The organism is Ekhidna sp. (genome assembly GCF_965221965.1).
In the GTDB taxonomy this organism is placed as follows: Bacteria; Bacteroidota; Bacteroidia; order Cytophagales; family Cyclobacteriaceae; genus Ekhidna.
Genome location: NZ_OZ244926.1, coordinates 1,647,387 through 1,658,978 on the forward strand (window position 1 = coordinate 1,647,387; position 11,592 = coordinate 1,658,978).

The 11,592-nt window shown below is 39.0% G+C and carries 13 protein-coding genes; 7 read left to right on the forward strand and 6 right to left on the reverse strand.

The genetic code is table 11. From position 1 onward, the window contains the following. Positions 1-3: 3 nt before the first annotated feature. Together menD and ACOQON_RS08035 are read left to right on the forward strand one after the other, a co-directional pair. Positions 4-1,644, forward strand: coding sequence for a 2-succinyl-5-enolpyruvyl-6-hydroxy-3-cyclohexene-1-carboxylic-acid synthase (menD, locus tag ACOQON_RS08030; protein ID WP_420578407.1), 1,641 nt, complete (start codon positions 4-6; stop codon positions 1,642-1,644). Continuing rightward, the gene (locus tag ACOQON_RS08035; RefSeq protein ID WP_420578408.1) at positions 1,625-2,473 is read left to right on the forward strand and encodes a 1,4-dihydroxy-2-naphthoyl-CoA synthase; all 849 of its coding nucleotides are present in this window, start codon (positions 1,625-1,627) and stop codon (positions 2,471-2,473) included. The genes menD and ACOQON_RS08035 overlap by 20 nt, the downstream gene beginning before the upstream one ends. Positions 2,474-2,491: 18 nt before the next feature. Here ACOQON_RS08035 and ACOQON_RS08040 read toward each other — a convergent pair whose 3' ends face one another. From ACOQON_RS08040 to ACOQON_RS08050, 3 genes are read right to left on the reverse strand one after another with little or no spacing between them, the layout of a single operon-like run. Then, complete coding sequence (locus ACOQON_RS08040) at positions 2,492-3,415, reverse strand: FecR family protein (protein ID WP_420578409.1); 924 nt, start codon at positions 3,413-3,415, stop codon at positions 2,492-2,494. Between the two features lie 57 nt (positions 3,416-3,472). Then, a complete protein-coding gene (locus ACOQON_RS08045) occupies positions 3,473-4,879 on the reverse strand; it encodes a carboxypeptidase-like regulatory domain-containing protein (protein WP_420578410.1) in 1,407 nt (468 codons plus the stop codon). After that, on the reverse strand, positions 4,869-5,339 hold the full coding sequence (locus ACOQON_RS08050) for an RNA polymerase sigma-70 factor (RefSeq protein WP_420578411.1): 471 nt from the start codon (positions 5,337-5,339) through the stop codon (positions 4,869-4,871). Before ACOQON_RS08050 ends, ACOQON_RS08045 begins: the two co-directional genes overlap by 11 nt. A 188-nt stretch (positions 5,340-5,527) precedes the next feature. Between ACOQON_RS08050 and ACOQON_RS08055 the strand changes: the two genes are divergently transcribed. The 3 genes from ACOQON_RS08055 to ACOQON_RS08065 all read left to right on the forward strand — a co-directional run bounded on the left by ACOQON_RS08055 (position 5,528) and on the right by ACOQON_RS08065 (position 7,536). Continuing rightward, positions 5,528-6,448, forward strand: coding sequence for an AMP-binding protein (locus ACOQON_RS08055; protein WP_420578412.1), 921 nt, complete (start codon positions 5,528-5,530; stop codon positions 6,446-6,448). Further along, on the forward strand, positions 6,445-7,101 hold the full coding sequence (locus ACOQON_RS08060; RefSeq protein ID WP_420578413.1) for a hypothetical protein: 657 nt from the start codon (positions 6,445-6,447) through the stop codon (positions 7,099-7,101). Before ACOQON_RS08055 ends, ACOQON_RS08060 begins: the two co-directional genes overlap by 4 nt. A gap of 78 nt (positions 7,102-7,179) precedes the next feature. Continuing rightward, positions 7,180-7,536 (forward strand): DoxX family protein, encoded by a 357-nt coding sequence (locus ACOQON_RS08065; RefSeq protein WP_420578414.1) that lies wholly within the window; start codon positions 7,180-7,182, stop codon positions 7,534-7,536. Between the two features lie 77 nt (positions 7,537-7,613). Here ACOQON_RS08065 and ACOQON_RS08070 read toward each other — a convergent pair whose 3' ends face one another. Beyond that, on the reverse strand, positions 7,614-8,663 hold the full coding sequence (locus ACOQON_RS08070) for a PA0069 family radical SAM protein (RefSeq protein ID WP_420578415.1): 1,050 nt from the start codon (positions 8,661-8,663) through the stop codon (positions 7,614-7,616). A gap of 78 nt (positions 8,664-8,741) precedes the next feature. Here ACOQON_RS08070 and ACOQON_RS08075 point away from each other — a divergent pair, with 78 nt between their 5' ends. After that, complete coding sequence (locus ACOQON_RS08075) at positions 8,742-10,052, forward strand: DUF2254 domain-containing protein (RefSeq protein WP_420578416.1); 1,311 nt, start codon at positions 8,742-8,744, stop codon at positions 10,050-10,052. Here ACOQON_RS08075 and ACOQON_RS08080 read toward each other — a convergent pair. Beyond that, positions 10,049-10,591, reverse strand: a complete 543-nt coding sequence (locus ACOQON_RS08080; RefSeq protein ID WP_420578417.1) for a rhomboid family intramembrane serine protease — start codon at positions 10,589-10,591, stop codon at positions 10,049-10,051. The two genes, ACOQON_RS08075 and ACOQON_RS08080, sit on opposite strands and share 4 nt — an antisense overlap. A gap of 71 nt (positions 10,592-10,662) precedes the next feature. After that, positions 10,663-11,124: a hypothetical protein gene (locus tag ACOQON_RS08085; RefSeq protein WP_420578418.1), complete on the reverse strand. Its 462-nt coding sequence runs from the start codon at positions 11,122-11,124 to the stop codon at positions 10,663-10,665. 142 nt (positions 11,125-11,266) lie between these two features. On the opposite strand from ACOQON_RS08085, the gene ACOQON_RS08090 reads away from it, so the two are divergent. Beyond that, positions 11,267-11,590 carry an Hpt domain-containing protein gene (locus ACOQON_RS08090; protein ID WP_420578419.1) on the forward strand — a complete coding sequence of 108 codons (324 nt, stop codon included), beginning with the start codon at positions 11,267-11,269 and terminating at the stop codon, positions 11,588-11,590. Positions 11,591-11,592 lie beyond the last annotated feature (2 nt).

An 11,592-nucleotide genomic window follows, 5' to 3' on the forward strand; every position in this document is an offset into this window, starting at 1 on the left:
CACATGCTCAACCCAACCGTTTTTAATACATCTCAAATTTGCTATCAGCTTGGAGTAAAACATGCAGTGATGTCTCCTGGCTCAAGAAACGCTCCTTTGACCATATCTTTCGCGCGACATGACGGAATAAAAAAATGGATCATTCCGGATGAGCGTTCTGCAGGGTTTGTGGCCTTAGGGATTGCACAGGAGACCAAGACACCAGTAGTTCTTTGTTGCACCAGTGGTTCGGCATTACTTAATTATGCTCCTGCTATCGCGGAGGCATATTATCGGGAGATCCCCTTAATCATCCTTTCAGCGGATAGACCCCCGGAACTCATTGATCAGCGAGATGGTCAAACTATTCGGCAATTTGAGTCGCTGAAAAATCATGTGAAGGGCTCTTTCAACTTGCCTGTTATTTCAAATGAATGTGACATTGAAGATTATCAGGCCAGGCTAATCGAGGCGATGAAACTATCTGGTCAATTACCCAAAGGTCCTGTACATCTAAACATTCCTTTCAGCGAACCCTTTTACCCCGAAAAGGATCAGCAACTTACTTTTAAGAACGTAGAAATAGCACCTTCACCAGAGAAATCAAAGAATGATATCGTCCAAATTGAAGCTTCTGTTCACAAGAGAATACTGATTTTAATCGGTCAAAATGATAAAGATGAAGAGCTCGATCATTTGCTTACATCTATTTCGAAACTGATTCCGGTTATCAAGTCCCCTCTCAATAACCTTTCAAATGGTATTGAATATGTGGACGCTTTTATTGAGGATCAAGAAGACCTAATACCAGACTTACTAGTCACTTCCGGTTTATCTGTATTATCAAAGAAGTTAAAGAAATTCCTAAGGAAGCATACTCCAAAGAAGCATTTTCATTTTGATCTTGCTGGCGTTGAAGTAGATACGTATCAGTCTGATCCGGAATTAATAAAAGGATCAATCAAAGAATTCTTAAGATCCCTCAATGCGAGCCAGGTTGACGGATCGTATTTGGACAGCTGGAGGGGATATGAGAATCGGACGAAGGACGCACTAAAAGAATTCACAAGAGAAGCTAAGTTTTCAGAGAGCAAGGCTGCAAATATGGTATTGAAATCAATTCCTGATGGTGCTATGCTTCACCTAAGTAACTCTATGCCTGTTCGCTATGCAGATTTGTTTGGTGTAAAAGAGGGGTTAGCGTGTTTGAGTAATCGAGGGACTAGCGGTATTGATGGTTGTACCTCTACTGCTGTAGGAGTAAGTTTTGTTTCAGACAGATTGAATGTACTCCTTACAGGGGATTTGGCTTTTCTGTATGACCGCAATGCATTCTTTCACAATTATTCATTGCACAATCTCCGCATAATTGTTCTCAACAATCAGGGAGGAGGAATTTTTCGGTTAATTGAGGGGCCATCAAACCTTCCTGAATTAGAAGATTACTTTGAAACAAGGCATAATCGAACAGCAGAATATATTTGTGCGGAGAATGGAATTGATTACATGACCGCAGACGATGAACAATCTCTTTCAAACCATCTTGAAGGATTGTTTAAGGCTTCTGATAAAGCAAAAGTTTTAGAGGTTTTTACTGATCCTGAAATCAATCAAAAGGTTTACAAAGAATTAAAAAAGCAGATACATGAGCGAATCAACAATTGACTGGAAGACAGCAGAAAATTTTGAAGATATAACCTACAAAAAATGTGGCAAAGTGGCACGTATTGCTTTCAACCGGCCTGAAGTCAGGAATGCGTTTCGCCCAAAAACTGTAGCCGAACTTTACAAGGCATTTCTGGATGCTCGGGAAGATGTGAACATCGGGGTTGTGCTATTGAGTGGTGAGGGTCCTTCTTCGAAAGATGGAGGATGGGCATTTTGCAGTGGTGGTGACCAAAATGCCAGGGGTCATCAGGGATACGTGGATGATGATGGAATGCCACGATTGAATATTTTGGAGGTACAGCGACTGATTCGTTTTATGCCCAAGGTAGTCATAGCTGTTGTTCCAGGTTGGGCTGTTGGAGGCGGGCATAGCTTACACACAGTTTGTGACCTTACGCTAGCAAGTAAGGAACATGCCATCTTTAAGCAGACGGATGCTGATGTAACCAGTTTTGATGGTGGATACGGTTCAGCTTATCTAGCAAAAATGGTTGGTCAGAAAAGAGCCCGAGAAATTTTCTTTTTAGGTCGTAACTATTCCGCTCAGGATGCTTTTGAAATGGGGATGGTCAATGCCGTGATTCCTCATGATCAATTAGAAGTTGAGGCTTTTCAATGGGCTCAGGAGATTTTGGCAAAGTCTCCTACCTCAATCAAGATGTTGAAATTCGCTTTTAATCTTACTGATGATGGAATGGTGGGTCAGCAGGTATTCGCCGGAGAAGCAACAAGACTGGCCTACATGACGGATGAAGCTAAAGAAGGGAGGAATGCATTCCTTGAAAAAAGGAAACCAAACTTTGATGACATCAAGTGGATTCCATGATTTAATAAAAAAGGGGTTTTAACACCCCTTTCCTTTTAGAATTGCTTTTCCGTTGGAGTATTCGTACTCGACACCAAATGTTCGAGCGATTATTTCGATGGCATCTTTCGCCTTCTTCTTGTTGAATTTGGCAGTGAGTTTGCAATTTTTAAACGTTGGATTCTGAAAGCTTACATCTATACCGTAAACATCTTCCAGGACCTGCTCTACTTCTGCCATTGTGCTCTCATCAAATGTGATGATTTTCGTTTTCCATGCCAGGTAATTCAGGTCATTGTTATTTCGTTTAATGATTCCTTTATTGTTATTAGAAACAAGTCCCATTTCTCCTTTTTTGAGCTTCACAGAGACAGCATCTGAATTATTTGTTCTTTTGGAAATCTCAACAAGCCCGGACTCAACGCATACTTCAGTAGTACTTTCACTGCTTTTCACCACAAATGATGTCCCCAACACCTCTACTTTGGCGTTATCAGTATGGATGATAAAGGGGCGTGTTTCATCACGCTCAATATCAAAATAGGCTTTCCCGGTAACCTTAACTTCTCTTACCGTCTCATCCATTTTTAAAACCTCCAGAGTGGAGTTTTCGTGCAATGCAATTTCACTTCCATCTTTCAGGTTATGACTGACATAATTCGTCTCCACTGAATTTTGATTGAGCATAAATAACAATGAAATAGCCAATACAAGTATTGCTGCGCTGGCATATCTGACCCAACTCCTCATAATAAACGGCACTTCTTTACCCTCATGCTCTACTAAAATTTCATTCAATAAATCTTGTGGTGGTTCAATGCTCGCATGAGTATTGAGCCAAACATTCTTTGCATCAAAAAATGCTTTTGCATTTGTATCTGATTCCGATCTCCAGTTTTCAACCAATGTTATTTCGTCCTTGGTTGCTTCTCCAGAAAAATATTTTGCTAGTACTTCTTCCATTCTTTTCTTATCGTCTGGTTATTAACAACTTACAGCCCTTTACCCCCTAAGTCTTTTTTACAAATTATCGAATTTTGGATCATAATTTATCGGAACCAAATCTGCCGTACGCTCCCATGACCAATAACCATAGGTAGTCAGCCCAAATCGATCAATTATTTCACCATTCAAATCTAGTCTAACGGAGTTTTTCAATAGCCTAAGAATTGAAATTTGATCTCCCTGATTTTTAACTAACATACCTTCATCGTTTATCAGGTGACCATAAATAATGCCTACTGATTCACTCTGATTCAAAAAGGCCATACTTTCCTTTTCCTTTTTGTATTCGACAATGAGATAATTCTTGAAATCAAGTTCATAATGATCACCCTTGAAAACAATAATGTCAGACTCTGAGATTTCAGAGCCCTTATTTAACTCAAATTTCTTAAGGTTTTTTAAACGGTAAATTCTGAATCCCTCTTTCCGTAATTCATTATTCAAGAGTGCATTCTTAAAGTGATTGAATGACCCTTCATACCCCCCCTTTCTATTTCGCCTCCATTCTCTCCTCTCTCTTCCATTCAAAGGTTCAAGGTTTCTAAACCTGATTTTCCCACGAAATCTAAGGTCACCCTCCTGTTTCTTAAATGATTCCAGAAAATAGCTAATCCTATAACCCAGTGCATCATTTCTTATTTGAAGTGGATGTTGGGTATAGGCTCTCAAGGTATTTGAACCATCATCGTAGACAAAGTTTAAAACCTCAGGGTTTTCAATTACACATTGTAATGCATTTTCAGACTGCCCCAAAAGCTCTTCTTTGAAGGTTCTGTAATGAGATTGCCAACTATTATCACTTCGTTGAATACGATTGGATACAACTTCAACTTCCTCAAGCTGACCCATATCTATTTCCATTTGATGATTTCTTATACGTGCTCCACCATTATATTCAGTGACCTGGTAAACCGCATTTTCATATCCAACATGAGAAAAAACAATATCATAATAGCCCGGAGGAATAGACTCTAACTTATAATTTCCATCGATATCACTGGAAATACCAATCGTGGTACCATCCAAAAATACATTTGCATTGTTTAATGGCTGACCAGTCTCATCATACACAGTTCCTGAGATAGTAAAGAAATTTTTCCTTCGTGTGACCACCTTTTCAGGAGGTTCGTAGTTGAGAATAATTTGATCTTTGTAAAAAGAATATTTAAGGCCTGTTCCAATTAAAAGCTGTGATAAAAACTGATCAATGGGTGTATTTTCTGCGGATATCGTATAGAGGCTTCCTTTGGGTAATAAATCTGAATTGTAACTGAAGAAATAGTTGGTTTGCGTACTTAAACTATCAAATATTACGTCAAGGGAGACATTCTCGAATGTACCATTCACCAGATCATTTTTATGTTTCTGACCGTATCCAAAAGTGAGACATAAACAAAAAGATAGATAGAGACTAGCTCGCATCTCTTAGGTTTTTAAGGTCTTGAAGACTTTCTCTTAGAACTTTAAGTGCCTTTCCCATTTGTACCTCCACGGTCTTCACCGAAATCTTCAGGTGGTCTGCAATCTCCTGATATTTAAGCCCTTCAAACCGACTCAACTTGAATATTTCAGAACACCTTGGCGGCAGTTTATCTATCTCTTCATTGATTCGGTTTCTTATTGTATCCGGGTCATTAATGTCAAAATCATTTTGGTAGGATGACTCCATCATTTGTGCCACATATTGCCTATAGCCATCCTTTACTTTTTCATGTTTGATAGTGTTTAAACATGAATTATGAACAGATCTATACAAATAACTTTTGATAGATGAGTCTTCCGACAGAGAGTCACACTTTTCCCAGAATTTTACAAACACATCCTGAACAATTTCCTCAGCTTCCTCTCTTGTATCCATGAAACGAGCGGCGTATAAAACCATAATAGAATAGTATTGGTTAAATACGAGTTCGAAAGCCCGCTTATCTTTGTTGATCAATCGGTTTACTATTACCCCTTCGTTTTCCAAGTGCAGTGATTGTTACCTCTAAAAATTTTGTTCTAAAGTTAGAAGAAATTCTAAAAGATAATCTTCCAACGGAAAGATATAACGAGAGTGAAAATATTGTGTTGGAATTAATCCGTAAATGGCATTCCGGACAAAAATATTTCACGCATTATACCTCTGGCTCTACAGGAAGACCCAAGAAAATCATAATTAGTAGGGAGAAGATCGAGCTGAGTGTTAAATCCACACTCGCATTCATCGATCCAAAGAATGCTATTAAGAGTTCCCTGCTATGTCTGAGCCCAGCAAATATCGGCGGAGCAATGGTTGTTTATCGAGCCATTATTTTTGACCATGATCTTAAAATAATTGAGCCAACATCTAACCTTCAACAAGCTTTTAAAAAGGGTCAGTATTTTGATCTGGCATCAATGGTGCCTTTACAATTTAAGAATCTTAGCAAAAAGGATATTTCACGATTTGGTACTATTCTGATTGGGGGCGCTCATATGCCAGCCGATATGACAAATTATGATTCAAACATATATGCTACTTTCGGGATGACAGAGACTGTTTCGCATATTGCTTTGAGGCACATAAATGAAGAATTATTCATTACGACCGGAGATACCGAAGTTGCTGCTACATCCGATCAAACACTAAAGATTAAAGGCAGCATAACGGGCAATAAATGGCTGATTACCAATGATATAGTTAAAATCCACTCGAATAAGCAATTTAAGTGGATTGGTCGTGCTGATTTTATTATTAACTCTGGTGGCATTAAAATAAACCCGGAAATGATTGAAGCTCAGTTGATGAGTCAAATTAAATGTGATTTCATGGCGGCCTCTTTGCCTGATGATAAATTGGGAAGAAAACTTGTCTTGTTAATTGAAGGGGGCGATCAAAAACTAGACTTCACTTCACTAGGTAAATATCATCAACCCAGGGAAGTCTTCTTTAACCAGCAAATTTTCAAAACAAAAACCAACAAAATCGATCGTCTGAAAACCCAACAATATTTTGAGTCTTTGCTATGAAAATCACAATATCTTACCAGCCTCAACATCTTCCACCGCCTTTCGCATATGCATGTGTTCTGGATATTGATATCTCAGCAACAGCCATTGATGCATCTCTGCAATTAGAATACCTGGATAGAGATGCGGTCTCTGATGATGAACTTAGAGCTGAAGGGTTTACACGAGATGATGATTTTGAATGGAACGGCAAAATCAGTCCTAAATGGAAGGAAGATATTGAACAGCTTGCCAAGCTATCCGTCACTGAAAATCCTGACGCAAACATTTACTTGCACATAGCCTTAGATGGACGACAAGTAGGGTTCCCAAAAAACATTGGTACAGCTGAACTAATCTTTCAGGAGGTTTTCCAGGCGATTTTAGAGCAGTCAGAGATTGAATCACCATTAGAGTTTCAGTCTGTTTTAGAGGATAAGAAACATATGATTCTATTTAGCTTTTCGAAGCGAATGATAGAATTTGATGGAAAGGTCAGCTTCAATTGGGAAATCGGCAGAGAGCTTATAAAGCTGATTTACAACATGGATTTTGAGTCTCTAGAATATTCAAAACAGCAACAGAACAACAGTGTCTATATTGGCGATGAATACTGGTATCTTCTTCCAAAATCAACTGTACATAATCTCTCCTCTCTTTTGGATGTTTTATGATGATCAGTTTTGCGATTGATTCTCAAAAAACGTATCTTCAAGGTGATTAACATTGATTTTCAACCTTAACTCAACCAAATGAAAAGCTTAGGATTTTTAGGAAAACTCATGTACGCCGGACCTATGGCGATGTTCGGTATTTTTCACCTTATGGGAGCAGATGATATGCAAGGAATGGTTCCCGACTTTTTACCAGCACCCGTTTTTTTTGTGTACTTAACAGGCATTGCTCTTTTATTGGCAGCAGTAGCAATTATTATTGGTAAAAAAGCTAAATTAGCTACACAACTTTTAGGGTTAATGCTTGCACTCTTTGCCGTATTAATCCATTTGCCAGGCTTTTTGGAAGGTAGTCAGGCTGCTACTTCCAGTTTTTTGAAAGATTTGGCATTGGCAGGTAGCGCATGGTTTATGAGTGCACACCTGAGTGATTAAAAAGAAACTTAAATCCAGAAAACCTGGATAAGTATGAAGAGAGAGCCCTGACAATGATCATTGTCAGGGTTTTTTTATTAGAATAAACGATAAGCTCCCCCCTTCCGAAAGTGAGAAGTTTCAAGTGGAGTAAAACTTTTGTCTCCAAAGTATTTTCGTTTACTCACCTCAAATAGATTTCTGATTATTTCAGAAATTTTTCCATCACCTTTTATCCTTCTACCAAACTCAGTATCATTTACATTACCACCATGGAGGTCTTGTATCTGATGCCAAACCTTATCAGCACGATCCTTGAAATTTTTCGTAAGCCAATCTTTGAATACTCTTCCTATTTGTCCGTTCAATCTGACTACAGTATAGCTGGCAAAAGTAGAACCTGCATTGGCTGATGCTTTTAAAATCTCGGGTATCTCATGGTGATTAAGACCAGGAATTAATGGTGCATTCATGACACCTACAGGAATACCCGCTTTTACTAGTTCTTCCATTGCCTTTAACTTCTTGACTGCACTGGCAGTTCGTGGTTCAAGCTTTTGTCTCAGCTTTTCATCCAGAGATGTTATTGAAAAAACAACATGAACCAGATTATTGCTGGCGAGTTCGCTGAGAATATCAATATCTCGAGTAACAAGCGCATTCTTCGTGATAATACCTACAGGATTCTGATACTTATTGAAAACGGTAAGTAACTTTCTGGTCAACTCAAATTTTCGTTCAAGCGGTTGATAGCAGTCTGTATTGCCACTCAACATGATGACCTTCGGTTTATAAGACGTCTTTAAAAATTCCTTCTCTAGTAAAGCTGGTGCTTCCGGCTTAATGATGATTTTGGTTTCAAAGTCTAAGCCTGCACTAAAACCCCAGTATTCATGGGAATTTCTCGCATAACAATATACACAACCATGTTCACATCCCTGATAGGGATTTATTGAAGCAGAAAGCCCGATATCCGGGCTGTTATTCGAAGAAATGATCTTCTTAGGAGTCTCCTTAAAAATCTCTGTTTTCGGCCTTTCCGTTATCATTTCCTCATCTATTCCATCATCATCTTCCGTACTGATCCTATGCTCAGCAAATTTGTTAGGTACATTAATCTGTGCCCCCTTCCCTTTCAAATAATTCATGAATTAAAATTACTAATATTTTTAGTAATCATATAAATACTATTAAGTATTACATTTATGAATTCATGAATTAAAAAAATGAAAACCAAGCTTCTGTATTTTAAGGAGGTCCTTCAGGCAAGCTTCTGGTTCCTGCCGCTCTTGCTTGTAATCGTTGCTATTGGTTTAGCCATCGGATTTGTATATCTGGATAGCATCATTCAATACAGCCCGGATAATGGGCTTAAATATTTCTTCGCCGGTGGAGTAGATTCGGCAAGAAGTATATTATCCACCATTGCAGGAGCGATGTTGGGCGTAGCAAGTACGGTGTTTTCAATCACGCTAGTTGCACTGACGCTTGCTACTTCTCAGTTTGGATCAAGGTTGCTGAGAAATTTCATGCATGACAGACTCAATCAATTTGTGTTGGGCACTTATATTGCCACTTTCATCTATTGTCTTCTGGTACTACGTACGGTTAAGTCAACCGCTGAAGTAGAATTCGTGCCAAATATTTCAGTCCTATTTGCCATGTTTCTTGCCCTGGCGAATATTTTTCTACTCATCATCTTTATTCATCATATAGCAATGAGTATTCAGGCTGATAAAGTGGTGTCAGATATCAGCAAACGATTGCACCGAGATATTCACTCATTGTTTCCGGAAGAATTAGGAAAAGAAAATGATGATGACAAAAAGCCGCTCATAGATAAAATAAAAAAAGTACTACCTACTCAGTCCACCGTCACATGCAGAAGCACCGGATATCTTCAGGCCGTGGATGAGGACGGGCTGATGGCATTAGCCCGAACTCATAATTTACTCATTTTCCTGGATAACAATCCGGGAGATTTTATCATTGAAAAACAAGTACTGCTTAAGGTGTATGCCGAAAAGGAGTGTGAATACGACCTAACCGAAAAACTTCAGTCCGTTTTTTTATTTGGGGAAGCTCGAACCCCTATTCAGGATGCAGAGTTTGCAGTACACCAAATGGTTGAGATTGCTTCCCGTGCTTTATCCCCAGGAATCAATGATCCATACACAGCCATAACATGCATTGATAAACTAACGGGTATCATGTGTAAGCTAGCAACGGTAGAATTTCCATCTGCATACAGATTTGATCGGGATGGACATCTAAGAGTGGTGGTCAAGCCTGTCACCTTTGGTGGAGTAATGGATGCAGCTTACAATCAGATTAGGCAATTTGGCGCTAAAGTCCCCTCTGTCCTCATTCGAATGATGGAATCATTTACTTATATACATTCATTCGTACAGACCGATGATCAAAGGAAAGCACTTCAAAAGCATGTGAAGATGGTTCTGGAAACAGCAGAAGCCTCCCAAATGAATGTGAGTGATTTGGAGGACCTGAGCAGAAGATTTGAGGAAATTGATATTTAGGATCTGGATTTTGAAAAAGTGAACGCACTTGCCAGTCCTACAACAGCTCCCATTAGGTGGGATTCCCAGGATATTCGCTCGTCGAAACTAAAAAGTCCATAAGCCATTCCACCATATAGAAAAATCACAATCGCACTTATTATTACCGATTTGAAATTTCTCTTAAATAACCCATGAAAGACCATGAAAGAGGCCAGTGCATAAATGAGACCACTTGCGCCTATATGGTAAAATGGCCTGCCAAAGATCCAGACCAAAATATTCGTGAAGAAGTAGGCATGAAGAAATACCCGAGGAGCAATTTTCGGATAGAAGAAATACAGGCTGCCCCCAAGCACCAGTAAGGGTATAGTATTCGAAGCTAGGTGGTTGAAATTACCGTGTAAAAGTGGGGCCATTACAATTCCGATCAACCCCGAAACCTCTCTCGGATAAATACCTAAATATCCCAGATCGATTCTTAAATAAAATTCAATGGTGAACACAAGCCACATAAAGAAGCAAAGTCTGAGCGGGGGTACAATTCCTGACTTGCGCATTGAGCTAAAATAAAAAGAAAACCCTGACCTCTTAGCGAAATCAGGGCTTTTGATTTTGATAGAAATATCTTTTATTGGATCTCCTTAATCATTTTTAAATCCATCAAACGTGACTCTTCGTAGCTCACCGACAGATAGCCAAGAACCCCACCTGAAGCTTCAGCAATCTTTTTGGCAAGGTCTTTCAAACTCGCGTGGAATTTGACAGCAAAGTTTTTGTCTATTTTAGGTAGAATGAAGTTAAGTTTTCTCAGTTCAGTTGTGATAGCTGAAATTCTCGCATCCGTTCCAGAAGGAAGATCATCTACGAGCTTATTGAAGTTTTCTTCAAACTGTTCCCCTACGAGTTTATAAAACTCATGTAGTTGTTCTCTGGATCTGCTTTGCTTATTTCTGGCAACTTCAATCGCCTCTCTCCGCTCTGATTTGTCAATTTTACCGTCTGCACCGGCAATTAAAATAGCAACGTAAACAGGTGCTTTTAGCATCACCTCTACTTCGTCTTCTCTAAGTGGTTCAAATTCTGGGATCATTCCTTTTTGGGATTTCAAATTTTCGGCTCGAAAATACAAAATTATTTCTCCCCTGTCGATGACGCGGCTACTAAATTTGGCTATGTTTTTTACCTAGATGTTTCTTTTACGTATTAGATTTATCTTCAGGATTAAGCAAATTATGGAAAAGATCGATTTTACCTATTTGGAAGTTCTCAGCGAAGACGATGATGACTTCAAAGATGAATTCATAGAAACTTTTGAAAGTACCTATGTCTCACTTGTGAGAAGGATGAGAGAAGAGTTAGAAAACGGGAATATGGATCAGCTTTCGAAATCCGCGCATCAGCTCAAACCTTCAGCTAAGATGATTTCATTGCCTTGTGCTCAAACACTTGAAGACATTCAATATCACCCTGAGAAAGCAACAGAGGAAGTCTTGAAAGATATACATACCCAATGTGAAGATGCGCTAAAGCAGCTAAAAGATTGGGCAGGAATTTGACG

Bases quoted from the DNA above. Each gene is read 5' to 3' on its own strand.
- menD (WP_420578407.1), top strand. From the start codon at position 4: ATGCTCAACCCAACCGTTTTTAATACATCTCAAATTTGCTATCAGCTT.
- ACOQON_RS08035 (WP_420578408.1), top strand. From the start codon at position 1,625: ATGAGCGAATCAACAATTGACTGGAAGACAGCAGAAAATTTTGAAGAT.
- ACOQON_RS08040 (WP_420578409.1), bottom strand. From the start codon at position 3,415: ATGGAAGAAGTACTAGCAAAATATTTTTCTGGAGAAGCAACCAAGGAC.
- ACOQON_RS08045 (WP_420578410.1), bottom strand. From the start codon at position 4,879: ATGCGAGCTAGTCTCTATCTATCTTTTTGTTTATGTCTCACTTTTGGA.
- ACOQON_RS08050 (WP_420578411.1), bottom strand. From the start codon at position 5,339: ATGGTTTTATACGCCGCTCGTTTCATGGATACAAGAGAGGAAGCTGAG.
- ACOQON_RS08060 (WP_420578413.1), top strand. From the start codon at position 6,445: ATGAAAATCACAATATCTTACCAGCCTCAACATCTTCCACCGCCTTTC.
- ACOQON_RS08065 (WP_420578414.1), top strand. From the start codon at position 7,180: ATGAAAAGCTTAGGATTTTTAGGAAAACTCATGTACGCCGGACCTATG.
- ACOQON_RS08070 (WP_420578415.1), bottom strand. From the start codon at position 8,663: ATGAATTATTTGAAAGGGAAGGGGGCACAGATTAATGTACCTAACAAA.
- ACOQON_RS08075 (WP_420578416.1), top strand. From the start codon at position 8,742: ATGAAAACCAAGCTTCTGTATTTTAAGGAGGTCCTTCAGGCAAGCTTC.
- ACOQON_RS08080 (WP_420578417.1), bottom strand. From the start codon at position 10,591: ATGCGCAAGTCAGGAATTGTACCCCCGCTCAGACTTTGCTTCTTTATG.
- ACOQON_RS08085 (WP_420578418.1), bottom strand. From the start codon at position 11,124: ATGATCCCAGAATTTGAACCACTTAGAGAAGACGAAGTAGAGGTGATG.
- ACOQON_RS08090 (WP_420578419.1), top strand. From the start codon at position 11,267: ATGGAAAAGATCGATTTTACCTATTTGGAAGTTCTCAGCGAAGACGAT.